Raw genomic sequence first — 23,591 nt, forward strand, 5'->3', positions numbered from 1 at the left:
CATACGAACTCCCCCCGAACCCGTACGGCGCCGCCCGGCCCTTGGCCATGCCGACCCTCATGTGAGGCTTACACAGTAGTGGACCCAAGGGTGCTCGCCAGGTGTTCGTCCATCAAATACGGATAACCGAAAGAAGTGCCGGCCCACTCCCGGAGAACCGACCGGGCCGGCCGCCGTGCTCAGGCCGCCGCGCTGTCGATCTCCACGACGCAGCGGCGGAGTTCATAGCTCGCGATGTCGTCGATGAAGGACACGTCGGGCGGGGTCGCCATGCGCAATCCGGGGACGGCGAACAGTGCGCTGAGGAAGATGTCCGTCTCCAGGAGTGCGACGTGCAGCCCGGGGCACTTGTGCGGGCCGTCGCCGAAGGACAGTCCCGGGGAGCCCGTGCCGTCGCTCATGGGGCGGCCTGGACGGAGGTGTTCCGGTCGCGGACCCGCGGCGCGTTCGTCCAGGTTGGTGCGGTCGATGAGGACGTCGACGCGTTCGCCCGCCGGAACCGTCAGCGACTCGTCGCCGGTGCCGGACAGGTCGAGGGGCTCGGTGGTACGGCGGCTGAGGCGGCCGATGACCGGTTCCAGGCGGAGGATCTCGCTGAGCACCGCGCGCCTGCCGTCCTCGTCCGACTGCCGGTAGTGCGCCAGCAGTTCGGCGTCGGAGAAGAGATGCCAGGCCGCGGCGCTGATGAACTCGCGGGTGGTGACCATGCCGGCGGCGGCGAAGGTGATGCATTCGCCGAGGATCTCTTCGGCCGAACAGCCCTCGTCCAGCAGGTGGGAGATGAGGTCGTCGCGGCGGCCGCGGCGGCGGGCCCGTACGGCGGGACGCACGTCGCCCAGGTAGATGCGCAGCCAGTTGGCGTTCTGGCGCATCATCCAGTAGACGCCGTGCAGGCTGGTGAATCCCGGCGTACCGAATTTCTCGGGGAAGAAGCGGTCCAGGCGCTCTTTGATGCCGGGGCGGCTGTCGGTCAGGCCGATGACGGCGCAGGCCACTTCGATCGCCAGGTTGAAGCTCAGGTCGGACAGCGCGGCCCGGCGGGTCGTCCTGAGGTGGTCGAGCTGGGCCTCGGTGACCCGGAGCATGACGTCGCGGTAGTGCTCGTCGACCCGGCGCGGGGTGAAGAACCGGGCGGTCTGACGGCGGTGCTCGCGATGTTCCGGGCCGTCCCGGTAGAGCACCGGCCGCCGGATGCTCGACGGGAGTTTCTCGACCATCTGGATGCCCAGGCCGGCCTGCCGGGTCGTGGTGCTGCGCAGGACCGCACGGGCTTCGTCGTACCCGTGCACCCGCCAGACGCCGTCGCTGCCGCGGGAGACGGGACAGCCCGCCGGCGCCGTGTCCCGCTCGATCCTGCGACAGCCGTATTCCCGGCCCGCCGCTGCCTTGTCCGCCGTTTTCCCGTCTGCTGCTTCCCTGCCCGCTGCTTCCCGGTCCGCCGTTACTTTGTCCGCCGTTACTTTGTCCGCTTCCCTGTTCTCGCCGCCCACGAGCGGCACCTCCCTTTCCCGAAGACGATGCCGTGCGCCGCAGCCAGTGCGTCCCCGGTGGACGCCGGGGCCCGCCGGGGGCTTCCTGGTTCCTTCCCGTCCACGGCGGTCTCGTATCCTCGGGGGGACCGGATCGGCCTCGGGTGGCCAGTACCGACATCGGGTGACGGTACGTCAGCGGCCCGACGGTGGCCGATCGGCGGTCCGACGGTGGGCAAAGTGCCCGTCGCACCGCTCGTCACCCGTCAGGTGCCCGTCGCGCCGCCCGTCACGCGCCTTCGGCGCTCTGCCAGGTCGGTCCGGGGTCCGGCCTGCGTGCCGCGAGTGGCAGCGACACGACCATGGTGAGGCCGCCGCCGGGAGTGTCCTCGGGGGTGAGGGTGCCGTCCATCGCCTCGGTCAGACCCCGGGCGAGGGCGAGGCCGAGGCCCAGGCCGCTGGTGTTGTCGGTGTCGCCGAGGCGCTGGAAGGGTTCGAAGATCCGTTCCCGGCCGTCGGCCGGCAGCCCGGGCCCCCGGTCCACCACCCGCAGTTCCACCCGCCCCGCCAGCGCACTGGCCGTGACCAGCACCCTGCGGCCCGGCGGGGTGTAGCGGGCGGCGTTGCCGGCCAGGTTGGCTACGACCCGTTCCAGCAGCGGCGGATCGGCCAGCACCGGCGGGATGTCCTCGACGTTCGCCACCACCGCCCCGGGCACGTCCGCCAGCGCCGGCGGCAGCACCTCCTCCAGCGAGGTCGCCCGCAGATTCAGCGTGAGGACCCCGGCCTCCAGACGGCTGAGATCGAGCAGGTTCTCCACCAGCCGGTTCAGCTTGGCCATGGACGCGTCGGCGGTGGCGAGGAGTTCCTCCCGGTCCTGGTCGGAGAAGGCGACGTCCCGGCTGCGCAGCGAGGTGACCGCGGCCCAGCCCGCGGCGAGCGGGGTGCGCAGGTCGTGGCCGACGGCCCGGAGCAGGGCCGTACGCAGCCGGTCGGCGGCCCTGACCGGCTCCACCTCGGCCGCCGCCTCGGCGAGCCGCGCGCGTTCGACCGCGGAACCGACGTGTGCGGCGAAGGCCGCGAGCACCCGCCGCTCGGAGGAGGAGAGGGTACGGCCGTGCAGCACGAGGTAGGCGTCCGAACCGGCGGGCACGGCCGTCGCGCCCGGCGCGTCGGGGGGCCCGTCCACCAGGTCCGCCGAGTCCATGCCGAAGGTCTCCCGGGTCCGTTCGAGCAGCGCCGGGATGGCCGCCTCGCCCCGCACGATGCTGCCGGCCAGGGAGGACATGGTCTCCGCCTCGGCGGTGGCCCGGGCCGAGCGGCGGGACAGGCGCAGCGACCGGTCGACCACGGCGGCCACGATCGCCGCGACGATCGCGAACACCACGAGCGCCAGCAGGGCGTTCGGATCGTTGAGGGTGAAGTGGCCGATGGGCGGGATGAACCAGTAGTTCAGCAGCAGGGACGCGGTCACCGAGGCGATCACCGCCGACGTGACACCGCCTATGCAGGCCACGCCCACCACGGCGAGCAGGAACAGCAGGGCCTCGCTGGTCAGGTTCAGGCTGCCGCGCAGCTGGGCGAGGACGACGGTGAGCAGGACCGGCAGCACCAGCCCGGCCACCGGACCGGCGATCATCCGGGCCGTCGACAGGGTGCGGCGGCGGGACGGCAGGAGGGTGCCGCGGCCGGCCCGCTCGTGGCTGACCCGGTGCACGTCGATGTCACCGGACAGCTCGGTGACCGTCTCCCCGGTGCCCGGCGCGGTCAGCAGCCGGGTGAGCCGGCCGCGGCGGCTGGTGCCGAGCACGAGCTGGGTGGCGTTCACGGCCCGCGCGAACTCCACCAGCGAGGTGGCCACGTCGTCCCCGACGACCGAGTGGTAGCTGCCGCCGAGGTCCTCGACGAGTCTGCGCTGCCGGGCCAGCGAGGCGTGCGACACCCCGGCGGCGAGGCCGGTGCTGCGGGCCACGTGCACGGCGAGCAGGTCGCCGCCCGCGGACCGGTCGGCGATGCGGGCGGCCCGCCGTACCAGGGTGTCGCCCTCCGGACCGCCGGTCAGCGCGACCACGACCCGTTCCCGGGTCTCCCACACCCGCCCGATGCCGTGCTGCGACCGGTACTCCTGCAACGCCTCGTCGACCCGGTCGGCCACCCACAGCAGTGCCAGCTGGCGCAGCGCGGTGAGGTTGCCGGGACGGAAGTAGCTGGCCAGCGCCGCGTCGATGTTCTCGGGGGCGTAGATGTTGCCGTGCGCCATGCGGCGGCGCAGCCCCTCGGGGGACACGTCCACCAGCTCGATCTGCGCGGCACGCCGTACGACCTCGTCCGGCACGGTCTCGTGCTGCGGCACCCCGGTGATCTTCTCGACCACGTCGCCCAGGGACTCCAGGTTCTGGACGTTCAGCGCGGTGATCACGTCGATGCCGGCCGCGAGGAGTTCCTCGACGTCCTGCCAGCGCTTGGCGTTGCGGCCGTCGCCGGGGACGTTGCTGTGGGCGTACTCGTCGACGATCGCCACCTGCGGGCGGCGGGCCAGGACGGCGGCCAGGTCCAGTTCCTGGGACCGCTCGCCCCGGTGGATGCGGGACATCCGGGGCACCGTCTCCAGGCCCTCCAGCATCGCCAGCGTGTGCGGGCGTCCGTGGCACTCGGCGAATCCGACCACCACGTCCGCCCCGCGGACGGCGTGCCGCCGCCCCTCGTCGAGCATCCGGTAGGTCTTGCCGACCCCCGGGGCCGCCCCGAGGTAGATCTTCAATCGTCCGGGCCGTACGTCACTCATCGCCGCCGACGCGCTCCGCTCAGTTGTCCGACACCCGTCGAGGGAGCGGGATTCCTCCAGGGAAGCGGCTGCGGACGGCGGCCGGGCCTGCCGTTAGCGGTTCTTTGGCGCCGGCCACGGCGACCTTGACACCACCTTGACGGGGTGCGGCCGGTACGGTCCAGGCGGGGGCCGGTGTGCCGGAAGGAGCCGGGGCTGCTTGCGCGTCTCCAGAGGAGGATGCCTGCCGTGCCTGCCTGCTGATGCCCGAGGGCGCGACCAATGGTCCTTCACCTGGTCCGGCCAGGTGGTGGAGCGACCGCCACGCGGCGCCGAGGCCATGCGGGCGGTGGAACTGTCCGGTCTCGGCACGGTGGTGATCGTGCGCCGGAACGTGCAAGGGTGCGTCGGCTTCCTGGCCGGATCGCGGCGGAGCCTGACGGGTGTGCGTGCGGTGCTGGCAGTGCTAGTCGATTCCCCGTTCCTCCAGGGCGGACCGCAGGCTGCGCAGGGCGTAGTACACGCGGGACTTCACGGTGCCCTGGGGGACGCCGAGTTCGTCCGCCGCCTGCTGGGTGGTGTGGTCGGCGAAGAACGTCGCCCGCAGTACGTCCCGGTGTGCCGGTGACAGCGCGTCCAGGGCGTCCTGCAACACCATCGACGACAGCATCTGGTCTATGTCGTCGGCCTCGGCGCCCAGTTCGGTCAGCCAGGTGGCCCCGCTGATCTCGGTCGGACGCGCCATCCGCGTACGGTGCGCGTCTATGACGAGGTTGCGGGCCACCCGGAACATCCAGGGTCGTATGGCCATCCCCTCGTCGTCACCGAGGTGCTGTTTGTTCCAGCAGCGCAGCAACGTCTCCTGAATGACGTCCTCCGTGCGGTGTGTGTCCCCGCCCAGCATCCGCAGCACATACGAATAGAGAGCCGGGCCGTGTTCCAGGTAGAGGTTGCGAAGCGCCCGTTCTTCCGCGGAGACCGCGCTAGCGGACCCGATGACCGTCACGTTCATGGTGTGCTCCTGCTCCTTGGGATGTCCGGCCCAATCCGCGGGACTGAGGCTGGAGCTCCTGGGGAACGGAGTGTTCCGAGGCACGTTGGACGTTCGTTTGACGCTCGTTCTGATACTCGATGGATACGCTGGTCGGAGCCGGTTTACTGGTGAGTACGCAGGGTGTACGAACAGCAGTTACTCAGACGTACTCCTCAAGTTCCAGCACATGTCCACGGATTCGCTCGGCGAGGTCCGCGTGGCCGGGCGGCAGGGGGCCGCGGGCCCGCAATCTGTCCCACATGTGCAGCAGTTCGCGCCCGTGGACGAGGGCGGCGACGTCGTCGTCGAGCCGCTGCCAGGCCGCCGCTGCCCGTGCCACCTCGGTCGACGCGCGTTCGTCCCCGGCGCCGCAGCGGATCCGGGCCACGGCCAGGGCCAGCACGGTGGCCTCGCGGTACTCGCCGCACAGGTACGCCAGATACGCCTCCACCGCACGCGCCTCCAGGGTGTGCGGATGCTCGGCGCCGGCCGCGTCGGTCAGGCTCTCGCGCAGCGCGGTCGCGTCGGCGAACGCCTCGTCGAGCCGGCCGATGGCCGCCAACGCGTTGATACGGCCGATACGTTCGGCGATGTCGGCCGGGAGGTCGGTGCCCTCGGCGGAGACCGAGGCGAAGGCGGTGATCGGGGCCTTCGCACCGGCGCCGGTTCCGGCACCGCCCGCCGCGTCATCGCTCACCGGACCCGTGGCGGCCTGCGCGCGGGCTCGCCCGATCGCGGCGGCGAGGGCGGAGACGGGAGCGGGGGTGCGGGTTGGGGTGGGAGTGCGGGTGGGGGTGGCAGTGGGAGTGGATGCGGGAGTTGGAGCGGCGGGAGCGGGGGCGGCTGGAGTCGGGGGCGCGGGGGCGGCTTCGGCGGCCGGAGGGTCGGTGAGGGCGGGAGCGATTTCGGCAGCCGGGGACTCGATGGCGGCGGGAGGGGTCTCGACGGCCGGGGGCTCCGTGGCGGCAGGGGCGGTTTCGGCAGCCGGGGCCACGGCGGGCTCGGGAGCGGGCTCGGTCGCCGGAGACCCGACCGCCCCGGCCGGCCCGGCGGCGGTCTCGACGACCGGGAACACGGTGGGGGCGGAAACGGCCTCGGCGGCCGGGAACACCGTGGGGGCGGGGGCGGTCTCGGTGGTCCGGGGTGCGACGGGCCGCGGGGCGGTGGTGGTGGAACGCCTGGTCGCCACCCGGGTGCGGACGGGAGCCCTGGCGACGAGCAGGGCCGGGGCGGGACCCGCGGACACGGTCGGGGCCGGGGCCGGAACCAGGTCGGGGGTAGGGAGCGGGGCCGGTGGTGCCGGGGTCACGGCGCGCGCTTCGGCGGACGGGGCCGGCACGGAGGGGGCTTGAGCAGCGGGCGCTTCCTCGGCCGAGGCGTCCGTGTGGGGGCCTGCCACGGAGGACGCTTCCTCAGCGAAGGACTCCACGGAGGATGCCTCTTCAGCGAAGGACTCCTCGACGAAGGATTCGTCGGCGAAGGACTCCTCGGAGACGAATTCCTCGGAGACGTATTCCTCCGAGGCGAATTCCTCGACCGAGTCCTCCTCGGCCGCGCCGACCTCGTTCGCGTCGATCCCGGCCGCGTCGACCTCGTTCGCATCGACCTCGGCCGCGTCGTCCTCGGGTATGAGTACGCGGCTGGAGCCGTCCGCTGCCACCTCAAGGACGAAGTAGGAGTCGCCGGGGCCGTCGGTCACGGTCGCCTCCACGGAGGTGCCGTACTCCTGCGCGTACCGCTGCAACTGGTCGAGCACGGCCTCGTGCACGGACTCGTCCGGCTCGGGGACGACGGGATCTCCGTCGATGTCGGCGAGCCCGTCGTCGGAGATGTACACATCGAAGCGGGCCATGGCTGTCCTCCTCATGGGCTGGGGCTCGGGCTGTCGCTGGGGCTCGGGCTGGGGGGCGGCGGAATCGTCGCCCGGGGGTCGAAGGATTCCCCCGCACTGACGCTCGGCGTCGCCCCGTACGGCAGGTCGACGATGCCGCCGTACTTGGCGAACTGGGCCCGGATGGCGGCGACGTAGCCCTGCGTGTCACCCGTCAGCGTCACCCCGCCCGCTCCCACGCTGGACGCGTCCATCCCGAGGTGGTAGGCGGCGAGGGTGAGGTCCAGCACGTTGCCGGTGGCCGTCTTGTTGTCGATCCGCTTCTGGTTCTCGTTGGCGAGAGCGCACATGTACCGGGCCTGCGCCATGATCGAGTCCTCGTTGTCCAGCGCGGAGGTCTTGTCGTTGTCGTCGTCGTCCTTGCCGTACTTGTCGAAGATCGCGGTCGGCAGTTGGGAGATGCCCTTCTCACCATGGGCGCCGACCATGGCGGAGTTGAAGCCGGACGCGTATTCGAGCTGTGAGGCGATGACGATCGGGCCGATCTGGGTGCACTGGCCGCCGGCCTCCTCGATCGTGTCCTGCAGGTCCTTGGGGACGGAGTCCGCGGCCAGGGCACCCTTGCCGTCGCCGTTGAAGGCGGTGATCGCCTGGTCGCCCATGTCGTCGTAGTCGTGGTGGCTGCCGCCGCCACCGCCGAACAACAGGATCAGCGCGACGATCGGGGCGAGCAGGACGCCGAGTCCGCAGAAGATCAGCACTACGGGAGTGGCGATGACGATCGCCAGGAGGCCGAGGCAGCCGCCGCCGAGGGCGGTGAGGGCCGACACGATCAGGGCGATCGGACTCTTCTGTTGCTCAGTACTCATTTGTGTCCTCTTCCTCCCCTCACCTTTTGAACCGCTGGGGCGCGTCGCCCGTTGTGGTGTCGGACGGGCTCAAAGAGATCAAACGCAGCTCAGGGCGAAGAAGTTCAAACCGGTGGAAAACAGATGAGCCAGCGCAGCGGAAGCACGAGCGAAGAAGGGGGCGGGGCGCACATGGGCACTCCCTCGGATACGCCGTCAGGCCCACAGCCATGGGTACGGGGACCGAAGTCCACACGGCCGACGCCCCCGCAGCCGCGGCCGGCATCCGGTGACGGGACGACCGGGCCGGGGGCGACCCCCGGTGGCCCGGTGCCCCCGTCCGGACCCGGCGTACCGCCGTCGGGCCGGCCGGGGAACCGCCGTGCGCGGCCGGTGACGGACACACCGTCAGCACAGGTGCCACCGGCCGGGGGAACGGCGCCGGTCCGTGGCCCCAGGCGGACCGCACCCCCCACCGGCACGCCCCGGACCGGCACGCCCGGGGCAGCTCCCCGCACGGCCGGGCCCCGAACCGGCACGCCCGGGACCGCACCGGCACCCCGCACCGCTGCGCCCCGCTCCGCCCAGCCCAGCCGAGCCAACGGCCCCGCGTCCGCCCCCGTGCGCCGCCCCGCGTCCGCCGCCCGCGCCGCCGAGGCGCCCTGGGGCGAACCGCGGCGGCCCAGGCAGACGAGGACGAAACCCCGGGACGAGATCGGCTGGGTCAAGGCACACGGCGGCGCCGGTGCGACCACGCTCGCGGAACTGCTCGGCGGCGTCGACGTGGGCGCCCGCTGGCCGGAGCCGGCCCGGGGCGAGCCGCGCCGGATCGTGCTGGTCGGCCGGACCAGCGCGCAGGGCCTCAAGTCCGTCTCACAGGCGCTCGGCGCGCTGAACGACGGGAAGGCACCTCAGGGTCTCGAACTGGTGGCCGTGGTGCTGGTCGCCGACACTCCGGGCCGGCTGCCGCTCAGCCTGCTGCGCCGTGTCCGCATCATCCGCTCCGCCACCCATGTGCACCGGGTGCCGTGGGTCCCGGCCTGGCGGGTGGGCGGCCGGCCGCGCGCGCTGCCCCGGCAACTCAGCACGCTCGCCCACTTGGTGGGTAACGATCTCCACCCCGAGGGAACCACGTCATGAACCACCTGCTGCTCCACGGCCCTTTCCTGGCCGACGGCTTCGACCCCAACGCGGGGGGCGAGACCACCTCCATCCTCGGCGTCCTCTCCTGGTGCGCCTCGGCCGCCGGGGTCGGCGGACTTCTCATCATCGGCATGCAGATGGCCCTCCAGCTGCGCCGCGGTGAGCCGGGCGAGGGCGGCGTGCACTTCCGCGGTGTGTTCTTCGTCACTCTTGCCTGCGTCCTCGCCACCTGCGCCGGCCCGCTCGTCTCGTTCCTCGGTGACCTGGGGCTGCAGTAACGCCGCCCCCGCACACCTGTCCCGTACCGCTCACTCGCTTCACCACTCCCATTTCCGCCCCACGCCCGCCGCTCGGCCGGGCACCGAATCTCCGGAGATTCCATGTCCCTCCCACTGATCCACCACGCCATCGAGTTGGCCGCCGACGTTCCGGACCCGCAGACAGGAGACGCCCCGGGGCCGCTGAAGGACAAGGTCTCACTCGTACTCGGCATCCTCGCCTGGGCCGGTACCGCCGCCGGTGTGGCCGGTGTGCTGATCACCGGCTCGATGATGGCCGTCTCCCTGAAGCGCGGCGAGAGTTCGGAGCACATGAGCCGACTCGGCATGGTGCTCGGCGGCTGTGTCCTGGTGGCCACCGCGGGCCCGCTGGTCAACTTCGTCTTCAACTAGACCGGCGGTCGTCCGAGATGTTTCTACGCAGACAGCGGCAGACCGAGGAGTCCGGGCCCTACTGGCGACAGCGCAGTTGGCAGTTGTCCGCCGGGTTCCTGGCTCTGGTCGTGGTGGTGGGCGGGGTCGTCGCGCTGACCTCCGGCGGTGACGGCCGCGCCGAGGCGGCGCCGTCCCCCGGCCCGTTGTCCGGCGCGCTCACCAAGGACGGCCGCCCCAAGGGCTGCCACACCGACGACAGCGCCGGTGACGCCCTGCCGAAGGCGGCGCCCAAGGACGTCGCCTGGCGCATGATCGGCGTCACGCGGGTGCCCGTCTCGGCGACGGCCGGACCGACGCACACCGAGGGCACACCGTGGTGGTGTTTCTCCCACACCGCCATGGGTGCCGTGGTGGCGGCCCACATCATCACGGCCCAGACGAGCGAACCCGGCTGGCGGACCGTGGTGAAGGAACAACTGGTGGCGGGGTCGGGCCGCGACATGTTCGAGTTCACGCGCAAAATCAGCGGGGACCCGGGCTCCGAGGGGGTGGACAAGTCGCAGATCGCCTCGTACGCCGGCTTCTCCGTGTCCTCCTACACGCCCACGGCCGCGAGCGTGAGCCTGCTCATGCGGAACCAGCAGGGCTTCTTGTCGACCTCCATCAACCTGCGCTGGGAGAAGGGCGACTGGAAGATCCTCCCCGCCGAGAGCGGCGCTCTCTTCTCGAAGCCCCACTCGGTGCAGAACACCAACGACTTTCTCGTCTGGAGGTCCTGACGTGACATGCAGCTCGGGCAATCCCGTCCTGGACTTCTTCCTCGGCTTCTTCTCGATGCTCACCGACCCCATCGGGGGCATCATGGACATGATCTCGAAGCTCGTCCTGGCCGCCGCGATCTCGGTGTTCGGGGGGTTGATCAACAGTGTTCCGACCCTGACGGGCACCGAGTCGTCCAAGGACATCAACAGCGCGTCACAGTGGATCGTGGTCTACCTGGCGGTGGGCTCGCTGGTCTTCGCCGCCATCCGGATGGCGATCGAGCGACGCGGCGACGCGGGCACGACCGCCCTCAAGGGCATCATGCGCGTCGTACTCGTCTCCGGCGCCGCCACCACCGTGGTGACCGCCGCGGCCGGCCTCTCGGACCGTTACTCCAAGTACCTGTTCGATCTGGGCGCGACGAAGCAGCTGGAGGCCATCGGCAGCTGCTCGTCCGGTGGCATCGACAATGCCTTCCTGATGCTCATCCTCGCCCTGCTGCTGCTGCTCGCCGGGATCATCCAGACGATCCTGCTCTACATCCGGCTCGGCGTGATGATCCTGCTGCTGGGCACTCTGCCGCTGGCCGCGGCTGCCTCGATGACGGACTGGGGCGCCGGCTGGTGGCGCAAGCACATCGGCTGGATGGTCGCCTGGCTGTTGTACAAACCCGCGGCGGCTCTCGTGATGTACTCGGGCTCGGTACTGATGAACTCGGGGGCGAAGCCCGGTACGGCCAACGCCAGTGAACGCATTGCCGGTATCGGCATCATGCTGCTGTCGGCCATCGCCCTGCCCGCGCTGCTCAAACTCATCGTGCCCGCCACCGCCGGCCTCGGCTCAGGCGGTTCCATGTCCGGAATGTCGCAGGTCGGCGGCGCACTGGCGTCCGGTGCCCGCTCGATCGGCGGCGGCAGCAGCGGCAGCGGCGGCAGCGGCGGCCGGGGGAGCATGGGCCCGAGCGGCGCGTCCGGCACGTCCGGTGGCAGCGGTTCCAGCGGGTCGTCCGGCGGGAGCGGCCCGAGCGGTGCCCTCGGCAAGGCCGCAGCGGCGCGGACCGGCGGCGCGGGCGCGACCGGCGCCTCGGGCGGCGGATCGGGAGCGAGCGGAGCCGGCCGGGCGGCCGGTGCGGCCGGGCCCGCGGTCGCCGCGGCGGTGACCGCGGCGAAGTTCGCGAAGAACACCGCGGTCTCCGGGATACAGGCCAACCCCGAGGCGGGGCACAACAAGTGACCGCGACGCAGATCCTGACCCGTACCGCGTACGGCTTACCACGGGACGCCGACGACAACCGGGGGCGCCGGTCCTGATCCTTGGACGGCAGCGTCCGTGCCCGGCACCTGAACACGACGGCAGCGTGCCCGGCCCGGCACCCGTACGTCGCCGCCGTCCCCCGGCCGACCGCCGGACTCCCCTTCCCCCGGGGGAGTCCGGCGGTCTCGTCCGCTCCGCAACCACCACCGTCACCCTCGCCGTCCTCCCTCTCCCCCCATGAAAGGAGACCGGACCTCATGTCCACGGAAACCGCGACCCATCCGACCTACGGAAACTGGCGCAGGCCAAGGCGGCCGGGGCTCGGCCCGCTCGGCCTCGTCGGCACCTTCGGCGTCTTCGGCGGGCTCGTCATCGTCCTGCTGGCGTCACTGGTCTCGCTGTTCCTCGCCCTGGCCATACTCGTCCCGCTCGTCATCGTCCTGACGCCGCTGACCATTCGCACCCAGGACGGCCGCAACATCTACCAGCTGATCACGCTGCGCATCGGCTGGCGCAACCGCAAGGCCAAAGGCGCGCACCTGTACGTCTCCGGGCCGCTGTCCTCCCGGCCCGGCGGCCGGTTCCGGCCCCCGGGCCTGCTCAACAAGGTCACCTCGTCGGAGGGCCGGGACGCCTACGACCGGCCGTTCGGCGTGCTGCACCACCCGGCCCGCAACCTGTACACGATCGTCCTGGGCTGCGACCCCGACGGCGGTGCGCTCGTCGACCCGGACCAGGTCGACGTCTGGGTGGCGCTGTGGGGCGAGTGGCTGGCCCGGCTGGCCCACGAACCCGGGCTGCGCGGCGCCTCCGTGATCGTGGAGACCGCCCCCGACCCGGGCACCACGCTCGCCCACGAGGTGCTGCCCCGGATCCGCCAGGACGCGCCGGCCGCCGCCCGCGCCGTGATGGAGGAGGTCGTCGAGCGCTACCCGATGGCCTCCTCCGAGATGCACACCTACGTCACCCTCACCTACGGGGTGCCCCCCGGGCAGCGGCGCAAGAAGGACGACGTAATCGCCGACCTCGCCATCCGCATCCCGGGCCTGCTCAGCGGGCTCATCTCGGCGGGCGGCGGTGCGGCGTACCCGCTGTCGGCGGAGCGGATCGCCGAGGTCGTCCGCGTCGCCTACGACCCGGCCGTCGCCGCCGACGTCCTCAACGCCCGTGCCGAGCACGGCGGAACGGGCCTGGAGTGGGAGGACGCCGGACCGGCCGCCGCCGTCGAGACCGTGAGCAGCTACCAGCACGACTCGGGAGTGTCCCGGACCTGGCTGCTGACGCTGGCGCCGCGCGGCACCGTACGGTCCTCGGTGCTGCGCGGCCTGCTGGAGGCCGCCCCGGGCACCCGCCGCAAGCGGGTCGCGCTGCTGTACCGGCCCATCGACGCGGCCACCTCGGCCCGCATCGTCGAGTCGGACCGGCGCAGCGCCCAGTTCATGGCGACGTCCGGCAAGGGCATGGTGCAGGCCCGCGCGGCCTCCGAGGTACGGGCGGCCGAGCAGACCGCTGCCGAGGAGGCGGCCGGCGCCGGTCTGGTGGAGTTCTCGCTGATGCTGACGGTGACCGTCGACGAGATGGACGAACTGGCCGACGCCAGCGTCGCCATCCGCAACCTGACCGCGGCCTCCCGGGTGATGATGCGGCCCGCCGACCGGATGCAGGCGGCGGCGTTCTCCTGCACCCTGCCCGCCGGGATCCTCCCCTGGGAGCAGACCCTCATCCCGCACGAGATCCAGGAGGCGCTGTGAGCCGGCGCAGCGACCAGAAGAAGGCCGAACGGGAGGACCGGCTCGCCGAGCAGCAGGCGCGCACCGTGCTCACCGCGGAGCGGTCCGGTCTCGACCCGACCTGGACGGAACAGAGCGGCAAGAAGGGCAAGGGCGGTAAGGCAGGCAGGTCCAAGGCGGAGCAGAGCGCCAAGGCCAAGGCCGGCACCAAGCAGAAGAAGCCCGCCAGGGAACCGTACGTCCCGCCGCGCGGCTGGCACGGGGTGGGCGGCGGACGCGTCGGCTACATGGACCCGCCGACCATGTGGCGGGCCACGACCGTGCAGGCGTGCGGCATGTGGCCGTTCGCCGCCGGTTCCGGCTCGCCCATGACCGGAGTGCCGCTCGGGCAGCACCTGTTCACCGGCGCCACCGTCTGCGGCGACCCGCTGAGCTGGTTCACCCGGGCCCGTTACATCTCCAACCCGTCGCTGTTCATGCTCGGCATGCCCGGCCTGGGCAAGTCCACCCTGATCAACCGGATGCTGATCGGTCTGGCCGCGACCGGTGTCGTCCCGCTGGTCCTCGGCGACCTCAAGCCCGACTACGCCGACACCGTCCGCGCGCTCGGCGGCCAGGTGATCTCCATCGGCCGCGGCCGGGGCGGCATCAACGTCCTGGACCCGGGTGCCATGGGCGCGGCGGCGGCCAGGATCGGCGGCGAGGCGGGCGAGGTCCTGAAGGCCGAGACGCACGGCCGCGTGCTGAACATGGTGGCCGCGCTGGTCACCATCGTGCGCGGGCGCCCCATGGACGACCACGAGCAGTCCGTGCTCTCCGCCGTCCTGCACCACCTGCGCGAGCGCACCCCCGCCGGACGCGCGCCGCTCCTGCCGGACCTGCTGCGGGTCCTCACCGAGGGCCCGGACCGGGTCCGTGCCGTCACCCTCGACCGCGGCTCCGACACCCGCTACCGGGACGCCGTCGACCCGCTGCACCGCTCCCTGCTGGGCATCCTGGACGGGCCGCTCGGCGACACCTTCGCCTCCCCGACGTCCACCCGCATCGACCTGAACTCGCCCGCCGTGTGCATCGACATCTCCGGGATCGGCGAGGCGGACACCCAGCTGACCGCCGCGGCGATGCTCGCCGCCTGGTCGGACGGGCTCGGCACGGTGGCCGCCTCGCACGCCCTCGCGGACGCGGGACTGACGCCCCGGCGCTGGTTCTTCACCGTCCTGGACGAGCTGTGGCGTCCGCTGCGTGCCGCCTCCGGCATCGTCGACCGTATCGACGCGCTCACCCGCCTCAACCGGTCCCTCGGTCTCGGCGACGCCAAGATCACCCACACCCTGAAGGACGCGGAGGCCCTGGGCACCGACTCCGACCGGGCCAAGGCGCGCGGTTTCGTGGAGCGGGCCGGGATGGTGGTCTGCGCCGGGCTGCCGAAGACCGAGATGGAGGACCTGGGCCGGGTGGTGGGGCTGTCCCGGCGGGAGATCGAACTGGTCTCGTCGTGGTCCTCGCCGCCCGGCTGGAGCATGACGGGCGACAACGAGGAACCGCCGGGCCGGGGCCGCTTCCTCATCAAGGTCGGTGGCCGGCCCGGCATCCCCATCAAGGTCGCCATCACCGACGCGGAACGCGACCTGCACAACACCAACACCCGTTGGACGCCCAACGAGGAGGACCCCGCGGGGGGGTCCGCGGCGCAGCTCGCCGAACAGGTCAAGCGGATCGCCGAACTGGGCGCCGTCCCCGGTCTCCCCGAAGGCTACGACCTCAGCGCGATGGCCGACGCCGCCCGCTCCACGGACCTCGGCGCGCGGCCCGCAGCCCCCGGCCACGAAGGGCTTCCCGCCGTCCCCGCGAAACCCGCGGACCAGGCGCCCAAGCGAAGGAGGACCCCATGAGCGGGCGCCCCGGCGGCGGCATGGACACCCAGGTCTCCTGGGCGATCGTCGCCCTGTGCGGAGCCGTCCTCAGCCTGTTCACCCTCGTGTGGGCCGGCGGCACCCTGGGCTCCGGCATCACCGGCCACGGCTGGCACGCCCCGCCGTTCGCGGTGTCCACCATGGGCCGGCTGGCCGGCGGCGAGGCGACCGAGCTGTGGCCGGGCGCCCCGGCCGGCGCCGTCTACGGGGGCATGCTCGGCATGCTGGCGCTCCTGGTCGTCCCCGGCGTCTTCCTCGTCCGGTTCCTGCTGGCCCGCGCGGGCAACAGCGCTACCAAGAGCCTGGCCGGCCGCCGCGAGATGGCCGCCATGTGCCCCAAGGGCATCGAGGCCCGCGCCCGCGACCTGCGCCCCACCCTCAAGGGCCGCGAACGGCTGCACCCGGACGAGACCGGCAACCTCCTCGGCGACCTCGAACCCAACGGCCCGGAGCTGCGCAGCAGTTACGAGGACGTGGAGCTGGACCTGATGGCGCCCCGTGCGGGCAAGTCCACGGGTATCGCCGTGCCCCGGGTGCTGCGCGCCCAGGGTGCGGTGCTGCTCACCTCCAACAAGTCCGACGTGTACTCCGTCACCCGCGCCGAACGCGAGAAGGCGGGCACGGTGTGGACGTTCGACCCGCAGGGCATCGCCCACACCCCGCGCGAAATGTGGTGGAACCTGCTCGGCGAGTGCCACACCATCGAGGCCGCCCGCCGTCTCGCGGGCCACTTCGTGGCGTCCGTCAACGACGACACCGCGAAGAAGGACTTCTGGATCTCGGCCGCGCAGAACACCCTGACCGCCCTGTTCCTGGCCGCGGCCCGGGGCGGCGCCTCGGTGCAGGACCTGCTCAGCTGGCTCGCCGACCCGGCCGACCGGATGCCGATCGACCTGCTGCGCGACGCCGGTCTGGTCGCGATGGCCGAGCAGTTGCAGGGCACCATCCGCGGCGCGGTGGAGACCCGGGACGGCATCTACGAGACCGCCCGGCAGACCGTCTCCTGCCTCCTCGACCCCGAGATCCTCGCCTGGGTCACGCCCGACCCGGGCACCCCCGAGTTCCGCCCCGCCCAGCACGTCCTCGGCAAGGACACCCTCTACCTCCTCTCCAAGGACGGCGGTGGATCCGCGGCCGGTGTCATCGCGGGCATCGCCGACGCGACGATGCGGGCGGGCGTGGTCGCCGCGGAGCGCATGGGCGGCCGGCTCGACCCGCCGCTGACCGCGGTCCTGGACGAGGCCGCCAACGTGTGCCGCATCTCCGACCTGCCCGACCTCTACTCGCACTTCGGTTCCCGCGGCATCAACGTGGTGACCCTGCTGCAGAGTTACCGGCAGGGCGCGCGGGTGTGGGGCGAGATCGGGATGGACGCCCTGTGGAGCGCGGCGACCGTCAAGCTGCTCGGCGCGGGCCTCGACGACGCCGACTTCGTACAGAAGATCTCCACGCTGGTCGGCCAGCACGACGTCAAGACCCCGAGCATCTCCCGCAGCAAGGACGGCACGTCCCGCTCGTACTCCTACCGGCAGGAGTCCGTGCTGCCCCCGGACCGCATCCGCGCCCTGCCCAAGGGCACGGCGCTGCTGCTCGCCACCGGCGTCAAGCCCGCCCTCATCAAACTGCGCCCCTGGTACAAGGAGCCCGGGGCCGACGCCATCTCGGCGCAGGCGAAGGCGGAGGCGGCGGCCATCACCGAACGGGCCGCGCGCCGGCTGATGGGCCCGGACATGGGCCCGGGGCCTGGCCCGGGCGTGAGCTTCGACAAGCAGGCCCCGGCCGACTGGGACGGCGCCCCCGCCCGGCCGTACGCGGGACCGTGAGCCGGACGGCATCCACGCACGGATCCCCGAACGGCACCCCTGCGCGACGTTCCACGCACGGCGGACGCGCCCGCCCGGCCCGGGCGGGCGCCCGCCGGTGCCGGGCCGGTCTCCGTACGACACCGCGACCCCCATGAGGGGCCGGTCTCAGTGCGAGACCGCGACCCCGGTGCCGAACACCACGGTCGAGGCGACGAACCAGCCGAACGACGGTGCCAGCAGATGGCACATGTGCCACAGCCGGGCGTCGGTGGGCCTGTCCCGCCGGTACACCACCGGCACGCTCCGGCCGGCCCGCGGCAGCCCGCACAGCGGCCCGTACCGGCCGGGGTCGAGGAGAAGATCCCGGCCGAAGTGGTCGGAGAAGCGTACGAGCCGGCCGATCCGCGGGTCGGCGGGCGCCCGGGGGGTCACGACCCCCATGACCCGCAGTCCCCGCGCCCACAGCCGCAGCGCCGCCAGCGCCGCCTTGAGGGCGGCCACCAGACAGCCGATGCCGAAGCCGGTGAAAAGTGCCAGCAGCAACAAATTCGAGAACATACCGCTCCTTCGCCGGCCCACGCCTTGGCATGCACAACGGACAGCACGCCACGCCGGTTCACCTGCCCCTTGAACCGCGGCAGTTCGTGTCCCGTTATGAGGATGCCCCCGCCGCCGCCTCCCATGCGGCGCCGACGAGAGGAGCCCCGTCCCCGATGAGACGGACCCCGCGCGTACCAGGCCGCCGGACGGTCGTGGCCGTAGCCCTGGCCTGTGCGCTGACGGCGACGGTCCAGCAGCAGCCAGCCCGTGCCGAGCCGACGACCCTGACCGAAGTACGGGCCGAACTCGACCGGCTCTACCACGACGCCGAGGTCGCCACCGACAAGTACAACGCCGCGGACGAGAAGGTGACCGCACAGCAGAAACGTGTCCGCACACTCACCACCCAGATCGGCACGGCCGAGAAGAAGCTGACCCGGCTCACCTCGCTGGCCGGGGCCGCGGCCCGGGCCCAGTACCGGGGCGGCGGCCTGCCGGCCGAGGCGCAGTTCGTCCTCGCGCCCAACCCCGCGCTCGCCCTGGACACCGCCTCGATAGCCCGCCAGGCCCAGCAGACCACCGAGAACGTGCTGACGGCGCTGACCAGGACCCGCGAGGAGCTGACCGACAGCAAGGCCGACGCGTCGGACGAGCTGCGACGACTGACGGCGAGCCGCAAGGCCAGGGCGGCCGAGCGCAAGACGATCGAGAAGCACATCGCCGACGCCCGGAAACTGGAGGCCCTGCTCTCGGCCCAGCAGCGCCGCGATCTGGAAGCACTGGAGAAGAGGACCGCCGGCGAATCCCAGGACAAGTGGGAGCAGACCGGCATCCTCAAGAAGGTCGGCGACAAGGCCGGCGCCGCCGGCCGCAAGGCCATCGCCTTCGCCACCCGCCAACTCGGCAAACCCTACGTCTGGGGCGCCCAGGGGCCCAGCTCCTTCGACTGCTCCGGGCTCACCTCGCAGGCCTGGCTGGCCGCGGGCATCCCGATCCCGCGCACGTCCCAGGAACAGTGGCGCCAGCTGAAGCACGTCCCCGTCGAGAAGATGCGCCCGGGCGACCTGATCATCTACTTCTCCGGCGCCACCCATGTCGCCATCTACATAGGCGAAGGCCAGATCATCCACGCCCCCAGACCCGGACGGTGGGTGACGGTGGCACCGGCGGCGTCCATGGCGATCCTCGGGGTGGTACGGCCGGATGCGTGAGGGTGACGCCGTCGGCTTCGCCCTTCTCCTGGGTGACGCGCGGCGGATCGTGTATGGATGTCGAACGGTTCGAGAGATCGATATCTTCGACGGAACCGCCAGAGCCAAGGAAGCGCCTGCATGTCTCACGCTGTGACCGACCCCGACGACGAGGCCACGGCCGAACTGACGGCGCTCCACAACACCAAGGGCAAGGCCGCAGTCGTCAGGCGGCCCATGGACGAGGCTGCCAAACTCCGGCGTCGCCTGGCGTTCATGGACGCCATCGACAGCGGGGAGATCGACCTGACGTATGACGCGCGCCTCTCTTTCGGGGCGACGCGGCTTCCCGCCGCTGAGTGACGACGAGAGCCCTGCCGTCCGAAAAGGAACCGGCAGGGCTCTCGCGGTCGTACGAGCGAGCGTCAGAGACAGTGATCCCGCTTCGCCGCGGCGAGGCTGACGAAGCCCGCCCAGGCTCCGGGCGACACCGTGAGGACGGGTCCGGCGGTTGCCTTGGAGTCTCGGATGTGCACAACTGCCCTACCCCGCGCGACTTCTACGCACTGACCGCCCTCGGCCCCGCTGTAGCTGCTCTTGAACCAGGCCAGGCCGGGCGCCCAAGCTGCCCGCGACACCGTGACAACGGCATCGGGGGCGGACTTGGAGTCACGGACGTGCACAACTGACGTACCGTCCGCGACCTCCACGCAATCGCCGCCCTCAGTACCGCTGTAGCTGCTCTTGCGCCAAGCGACCTCTACACAGTCGCCGCCCTCGGCACCGCTGTAGCTGCTTTTGCACCAGGTGAGACCGGGCACGGCGGTCGAGAACTCGACACCGATCACAGCGCCCCCGACGACGCCGTCCCGACAAACCCCGCCCATGCCTCACGGGACACGGTGAGGACGGATCCGAAGACGGCCTTGGAGTCACGGACGTGCACAACCGCCGTACCGTGGGCGACCTCTACGCACTGGCCACCCTCTGTGCCGCTGTAGCTGCTCTTGAACCAGGCGAGACCAGAAGCAGTGGTCGAGGACTCAGCGTTGTTCATAGCGATCCCAGCAACCCTTCGACGAACTCCAGTGACTCTCGCGGAGAGAGAGCCTGCGATCGAATAATCCCATAGCGGGCAGCCGCGAGAACCGTCTTTTCGGGGTCCGTCTCCAGCGCGCTGGTCGCATGCGTCTCCGCGTAGACGAACTTCTTGCCGTCCTTCCGTGTGACCACGGTGAACGGCCCGTTCACGCCTGCGTTGTCCTCGCAGTCGAGCGGCATGACCTGGATCTCGACGTTCCGTTTCCGGCCGATCAGCAGGAACTGTTCCAGCTGACCACGCACCACGTCCTTGCCGCCGTACCGGTGTCGCAGCACCGCCTCGTCCAGCACGAAACTCAGGAGCGGTGCGGGGCGCCGGTCGAAGATGTCCTGCCGGGCCAACCTGGCAGTCACCCGCTGCTCGATCGTCTCCTGGCCCAACGGCGGGCGCCGCATGGCCAGCAGTGCCCTCATGTACTCCTCGGTCTGGAGCAGGCCGTTGACGACGTGCGCGTCGTACATGAGCAGTTCAACGCACTCCTTCTCCAGCACGGCCATCCCCTGGAAGAACCCCGGATACTGCGCCCGCTCCACCTCCTCTTTCCACAGGCGCAGCAGCCCGTCCGCCCCCACCGCCTCGTCCGCCCGGTCGATCGTCCGCAGCGACGGGATTCTCCGGCCCTGCTCGAACGACGCGATCGTGGACGCGGAGTACCCGAGCCGCCTGCCGAACTCCTCGCGTTCCAGCCCAGCCCGGACCCGCAGCATCTTCATGGTCTGCCCGAACGCCGTGACGACACCCCGCCCCGGGCCGTCCTCCGGCCGCCGCCCGCCCCCGTCGTCGTAGTCCCAGCCGTCCCCGAGGCTCACCCCGGCTCCGGCCGCCGTACCTTCCGTACCGCCCGTCATGGACCACCGCCTCCCCGGCCCAACGCCCGGCGGGGAACGCCGTGACGCCGTGCGCCTCGTACCTGTACCAGCACCGCGCGTACAGCCGGTTCGCGTCGGTGCGTCACCACTGGTCACGCTACGCCACAAGCAGCACCGTTATCCGCATGACGACCAAACCCGACAACCCCACCAGCCTCCCTCAACTCACCTCTTTCACGGCGCACATCACCCTCGCCGGCCCCTGCGACGGCGACCGCGTCTTCGAGATGCACTTCACCTCCACGCCCCGCGGAGCGCGTCTCGCCCGCCGGCTGACGGCCGTACGGCTCGATGCCTGGGGTATCGCGTACGGCACCGAGCCCCACGACGAGATCGTGCTGATCGTCGCCGAGCTGACCGCGAACGCCGTGCGGCACGGACACGTCCCCGGCAGCGACTTCCACCTGCGGGTACATGCCCCGGCCGACGGCCGGACGGTCCGGACGGAGGTCACCGACACCCGCGCCGACCAGCTTCCCCGGTGCCCCGTCGCCCCGGACACCCCCGGCACCGAGGAGGAGACGGGCCGGGGGCTGCTGCTCGTGGCGCGTCTGGCCGCGCGCTGGGACTGGCACCCGCGGTCCGGCGGTCCGGGCAAGACCATCTGGGCCGAGTACGCGCTCCGGGACGAACCGGGCTCGCCTTCGTGTCCGTAGCGGCTGCGTGCCCGGCAGATCCGCCCGACGCGGCTCCGTCCCGGAAGGGGACGGAACCTGATCGCACCGAGCCGGAGCCCACGCAGCAGCACCACGTACTCCGGGGAGGCGACGGCGCGTGAGTTCATCCAGAACGCCTCGAAGATCCCCGCCGCAGCCGAGCGTGACGGGCGGATCACGGTGACCGAGGGCGGACGAGGTCGCCATACTGTCTCCCGTGACGGATGAGACAGCCGCGGTATACCCCTTCCACACAGACCCGATGGGCCATCTGGACATCCCGGACCTCGGCGGCCCAGCCCGCGATGACGACGAGATCGAGGAGTACCAGCGCACGCGGCACATCGCCGAAGAGGCGGAAGAGGCATGGCTCAACCGGCTGGCCGACGAGGCCGAGTCCGAGGGCTCCGAGGGCGTGGACGACTCGGTCTCACTCGAAGAGATGGCCGCCCTGCTCCGCGTCCGTCAGAACTGACGCAGTTCTCCAGGGACACAGCGCCCGATGGCGGCTCAGGGTCGGCGACTACCGCATCGTCTACACCGTCGAGGACGGCCGGCTGATCGTATGGGGCCTGGCCGTCGGCAATCGGCGCGACGTCTATCGACGGCTTTCCTGAGGCGCCCGAGTCGTCGGGGCGGCCGTGGACACCAGGTGCGACACCGGGTGGAAGGGCGGTGCCTACCCCCGTCCGGGCTGACCAAAAGGGAGTAGGCGTTGCGATCCTCGGGTTCGGCGCCCTGCCGCATCCCGCCTACGAGCAACGAGGCCGGCTGTCAGGCCCGACCCCTGCCCCCGGCGAGCCGGAACGGAGCAAACGACGTCCTTCACCCACGGTGAATCACCAGAACGCCGTCCTCAGCGGCCGGATCACTAGCGTCCTGGGCTGGACCTGCGTACAGGGGCGCCCCATGTCGTTTGGCGGCGCACGGGCTGATTCGCCTCTTCTTCCGAGGAATGCATCGCGCTGGTATATGTTGCGTTCTGCCCTTGCGCCGCGTAATGAGCCGTCCGGCTAATCTGAGCCGTGTTCACGGGCGAGTAACTTGCCGATGACGCCGAAGAGTCGTGAGTCGTCGTGTAGCCGACGTCACCCTGACCGAACTCGAACGAGCCCTCAGCCGCGTTCCGTCGTTGGAATGGCGGCCTTTGGCTGGTGTAGTCAACTTCCTCGAACGTCGTACTCTGGCCGCGCTGGTCCTGGGAGCCATGCCACGGCTGCATCTCCTGTCCCGCCGACTCCGATACGTCGATGTGGTCGTTGCGGTGATGTGTGAAGGCCGCGCGCTGCTCAGCCTGCTTCTTCGCCGCTTCCACGGCCGTATCACCGGTCGCCCACAAGGCAGCAGTAGCGGTGCTGGCCGCGACAAGGGCGGCGGCCGGAGGAGAGGACAACACCGAGGAGAAGGCGTTCACGCCTCCCGCCACCATGGCCGCACCCTGTACTGACGTCTTGCCGGTGTCCGGGAGCGCCGCCATTGGGTCGCGGTAAAAGGTCTGAGCGGCGGATCTACCGTAGTTATACACGTCCGCTAACTGCGTGCCGGCATTCATGGCGCCACTGACGCCTTTCGCGTACTTTACGGCTGTCGCGGCGAGACTGCCGGCCGGGGCGTAACCGGCCAGCTCGGCTCCCAAACTTCCAATCGTTATTGCGTTGGCGGCAGTTTTGACCACCCGGGTGAGCGTTTTCTGGTTCTCCTTTACCTGCATCCACTTGCCTGCCTCGACCATCCACACCGTCCACTTGGGCCGACCGTCGCTGTGCTCGCCGTTGGGCACCGCCGCGTAGAGGTTCTGCCTCTGATCGCGGAGGCCCACGGTGAACCGCTCTGCGCGAGAATCGGGAGATTCAGGGAAACTACGGCTGTCCCACGACTCTCGGGGGGAGCTGGTATCCACCGTCCCCCTCTCGACATCAATGTTCCAGACGTCCGTCGTCCCGCTTTCCGGCATGTCGCGTTTCCTTCCCGTAGTAGGAGATCTACTTGCCGGTGAAGCCAACGGAAACGGACCCCGGACGGTTCAGGT

Annotated in this window: 22 protein-coding genes and 1 pseudogene; 13 read left to right on the forward strand and 10 right to left on the reverse strand. The window is 71.3% G+C overall.

What is annotated here, in order from left to right:
• Positions 1 to 179 precede the first annotated feature (179 nt).
• The 5 genes from ACFYPJ_RS05050 to ACFYPJ_RS05070 form a co-directional block, all read right to left on the reverse strand.
• Positions 180 to 1,352, reverse strand: a complete 1,173-nt coding sequence (locus tag ACFYPJ_RS05050; protein WP_389011584.1) for a cytochrome P450 — start codon at positions 1,350 to 1,352, stop codon at positions 180 to 182.
• Positions 1,353 to 1,758: 406 nt separating this feature from the next.
• Entirely contained in the window at positions 1,759 to 4,254 is a 2,496-nt protein-coding gene (locus tag ACFYPJ_RS05055; protein ID WP_389010634.1) for an ATP-binding protein, read from the reverse strand.
• Positions 4,255 to 4,699: 445 nt separating this feature from the next.
• Entirely contained in the window at positions 4,700 to 5,245 is a 546-nt protein-coding gene (locus ACFYPJ_RS05060; RefSeq protein WP_389010637.1) for a sigma-70 family RNA polymerase sigma factor, read from the reverse strand.
• Positions 5,246 to 5,426: 181 nt separating this feature from the next.
• The gene (locus ACFYPJ_RS05065; protein ID WP_389010639.1) at positions 5,427 to 7,118 is read right to left on the reverse strand and encodes a hypothetical protein; all 1,692 of its coding nucleotides are present in this window, start codon (positions 7,116 to 7,118) and stop codon (positions 5,427 to 5,429) included.
• A gap of 11 nt (positions 7,119 to 7,129) precedes the next feature.
• Entirely contained in the window at positions 7,130 to 7,966 is an 837-nt protein-coding gene (locus ACFYPJ_RS05070) for a lytic transglycosylase domain-containing protein (protein ID WP_389010642.1), read from the reverse strand.
• A gap of 600 nt (positions 7,967 to 8,566) precedes the next feature.
• On the opposite strand from ACFYPJ_RS05070, the gene ACFYPJ_RS05075 reads away from it, so the two are divergent.
• The 8 genes from ACFYPJ_RS05075 (at position 8,567) to ACFYPJ_RS05110 (ending at position 17,223) form a co-directional block, all read left to right on the forward strand.
• Positions 8,567 to 9,085, forward strand: coding sequence for a DUF6668 family protein (locus ACFYPJ_RS05075; RefSeq protein WP_389010645.1), 519 nt, complete (start codon positions 8,567 to 8,569; stop codon positions 9,083 to 9,085).
• Complete coding sequence (locus ACFYPJ_RS05080; protein ID WP_389010648.1) at positions 9,082 to 9,366, forward strand: hypothetical protein; 285 nt, start codon at positions 9,082 to 9,084, stop codon at positions 9,364 to 9,366. Before ACFYPJ_RS05075 ends, ACFYPJ_RS05080 begins: the two co-directional genes overlap by 4 nt.
• Before the next feature lie 102 nt (positions 9,367 to 9,468).
• The gene (locus ACFYPJ_RS05085; RefSeq protein WP_389010651.1) at positions 9,469 to 9,759 is read left to right on the forward strand and encodes a hypothetical protein; all 291 of its coding nucleotides are present in this window, start codon (positions 9,469 to 9,471) and stop codon (positions 9,757 to 9,759) included.
• Between the two features lie 17 nt (positions 9,760 to 9,776).
• Positions 9,777 to 10,520 carry a hypothetical protein gene (locus ACFYPJ_RS05090; protein ID WP_389010654.1) on the forward strand — a complete coding sequence of 248 codons (744 nt, stop codon included), beginning with the start codon at positions 9,777 to 9,779 and terminating at the stop codon, positions 10,518 to 10,520.
• Position 10,521: 1 nt separating this feature from the next.
• Complete coding sequence (locus ACFYPJ_RS05095) at positions 10,522 to 11,736, forward strand: hypothetical protein (protein WP_389010657.1); 1,215 nt, start codon at positions 10,522 to 10,524, stop codon at positions 11,734 to 11,736.
• A gap of 278 nt (positions 11,737 to 12,014) precedes the next feature.
• A complete protein-coding gene (locus ACFYPJ_RS05100) occupies positions 12,015 to 13,508 on the forward strand; it encodes an SCO6880 family protein (RefSeq protein ID WP_389010660.1) in 1,494 nt (497 codons plus the stop codon).
• Complete coding sequence (locus tag ACFYPJ_RS05105) at positions 13,505 to 15,379, forward strand: ATP/GTP-binding protein (RefSeq protein WP_389010662.1); 1,875 nt, start codon at positions 13,505 to 13,507, stop codon at positions 15,377 to 15,379. Before ACFYPJ_RS05100 ends, ACFYPJ_RS05105 begins: the two co-directional genes overlap by 4 nt.
• A complete protein-coding gene (locus ACFYPJ_RS05110) occupies positions 15,376 to 17,223 on the forward strand; it encodes a type IV secretory system conjugative DNA transfer family protein (protein WP_389010665.1) in 1,848 nt (615 codons plus the stop codon). The genes ACFYPJ_RS05105 and ACFYPJ_RS05110 overlap by 4 nt, the downstream gene beginning before the upstream one ends.
• A gap of 147 nt (positions 17,224 to 17,370) precedes the next feature.
• Here the strand turns inward: ACFYPJ_RS05110 and ACFYPJ_RS05115 are convergent, their stop codons facing one another.
• Entirely contained in the window at positions 17,371 to 17,763 is a 393-nt protein-coding gene (locus ACFYPJ_RS05115) for a hypothetical protein (RefSeq protein ID WP_389010668.1), read from the reverse strand.
• Positions 17,764 to 17,918: 155 nt separating this feature from the next.
• Between ACFYPJ_RS05115 and ACFYPJ_RS05120 the strand changes: the two genes are divergently transcribed.
• Both ACFYPJ_RS05120 and ACFYPJ_RS05125 read left to right on the forward strand, forming a co-directional pair.
• On the forward strand, positions 17,919 to 18,956 hold the full coding sequence (locus tag ACFYPJ_RS05120; RefSeq protein ID WP_389010671.1) for an NlpC/P60 family protein: 1,038 nt from the start codon (positions 17,919 to 17,921) through the stop codon (positions 18,954 to 18,956).
• A 120-nt stretch (positions 18,957 to 19,076) separates the two neighbouring features.
• The gene (locus ACFYPJ_RS05125) at positions 19,077 to 19,298 is read left to right on the forward strand and encodes a type II toxin-antitoxin system VapB family antitoxin (RefSeq protein ID WP_389010673.1); all 222 of its coding nucleotides are present in this window, start codon (positions 19,077 to 19,079) and stop codon (positions 19,296 to 19,298) included.
• Positions 19,299 to 19,360: 62 nt separating this feature from the next.
• Here the strand turns inward: ACFYPJ_RS05125 and ACFYPJ_RS05130 are convergent, their stop codons facing one another.
• Genes ACFYPJ_RS05130 through ACFYPJ_RS05140 form a run of 3 tightly spaced genes read right to left on the reverse strand, consistent with a single transcriptional unit; the run spans position 19,361 to position 20,885 of the window.
• Positions 19,361 to 19,822, reverse strand: a complete 462-nt coding sequence (locus tag ACFYPJ_RS05130) for a DUF397 domain-containing protein (RefSeq protein ID WP_389010676.1) — start codon at positions 19,820 to 19,822, stop codon at positions 19,361 to 19,363.
• Positions 19,780 to 19,992: a DUF397 domain-containing protein gene (locus ACFYPJ_RS05135; RefSeq protein ID WP_389010679.1), complete on the reverse strand. Its 213-nt coding sequence runs from the start codon at positions 19,990 to 19,992 to the stop codon at positions 19,780 to 19,782. The genes ACFYPJ_RS05130 and ACFYPJ_RS05135 overlap by 43 nt, the downstream gene beginning before the upstream one ends.
• Entirely contained in the window at positions 19,989 to 20,885 is an 897-nt protein-coding gene (locus ACFYPJ_RS05140) for a helix-turn-helix domain-containing protein (RefSeq protein WP_389010682.1), read from the reverse strand. The genes ACFYPJ_RS05135 and ACFYPJ_RS05140 overlap by 4 nt, the downstream gene beginning before the upstream one ends.
• 146 nt (positions 20,886 to 21,031) lie before the next feature.
• Here ACFYPJ_RS05140 and ACFYPJ_RS05145 point away from each other — a divergent pair, with 146 nt between their 5' ends.
• From ACFYPJ_RS05145 to ACFYPJ_RS05155, 3 genes and pseudogenes are all read left to right on the forward strand, one after another.
• Positions 21,032 to 21,562 (forward strand): ATP-binding protein, encoded by a 531-nt coding sequence (locus ACFYPJ_RS05145; RefSeq protein ID WP_389010685.1) that lies wholly within the window; start codon positions 21,032 to 21,034, stop codon positions 21,560 to 21,562.
• Positions 21,563 to 21,824: 262 nt separating this feature from the next.
• Positions 21,825 to 22,037 (forward strand): hypothetical protein, encoded by a 213-nt coding sequence (locus ACFYPJ_RS05150; RefSeq protein WP_389011586.1) that lies wholly within the window; start codon positions 21,825 to 21,827, stop codon positions 22,035 to 22,037.
• 7 nt (positions 22,038 to 22,044) lie between these two features.
• A pseudogene (locus ACFYPJ_RS05155) lies at positions 22,045 to 22,179 on the forward strand (type II toxin-antitoxin system RelE/ParE family toxin); the annotation flags it as partial.
• Between the two features lie 254 nt (positions 22,180 to 22,433).
• On the opposite strand, the gene ACFYPJ_RS05160 reads toward ACFYPJ_RS05155, so the two are convergent.
• A complete protein-coding gene (locus ACFYPJ_RS05160; RefSeq protein ID WP_389010687.1) occupies positions 22,434 to 23,516 on the reverse strand; it encodes a hypothetical protein in 1,083 nt (360 codons plus the stop codon).
• Positions 23,517 to 23,591: the final 75 nt, after the last annotated feature.

The sequence above is a fragment of the Streptomyces sp. NPDC006012 genome (genome assembly GCF_042871185.1).
In the GTDB taxonomy this organism is placed as follows: Bacteria; Actinomycetota; Actinomycetes; order Streptomycetales; family Streptomycetaceae; genus Streptomyces.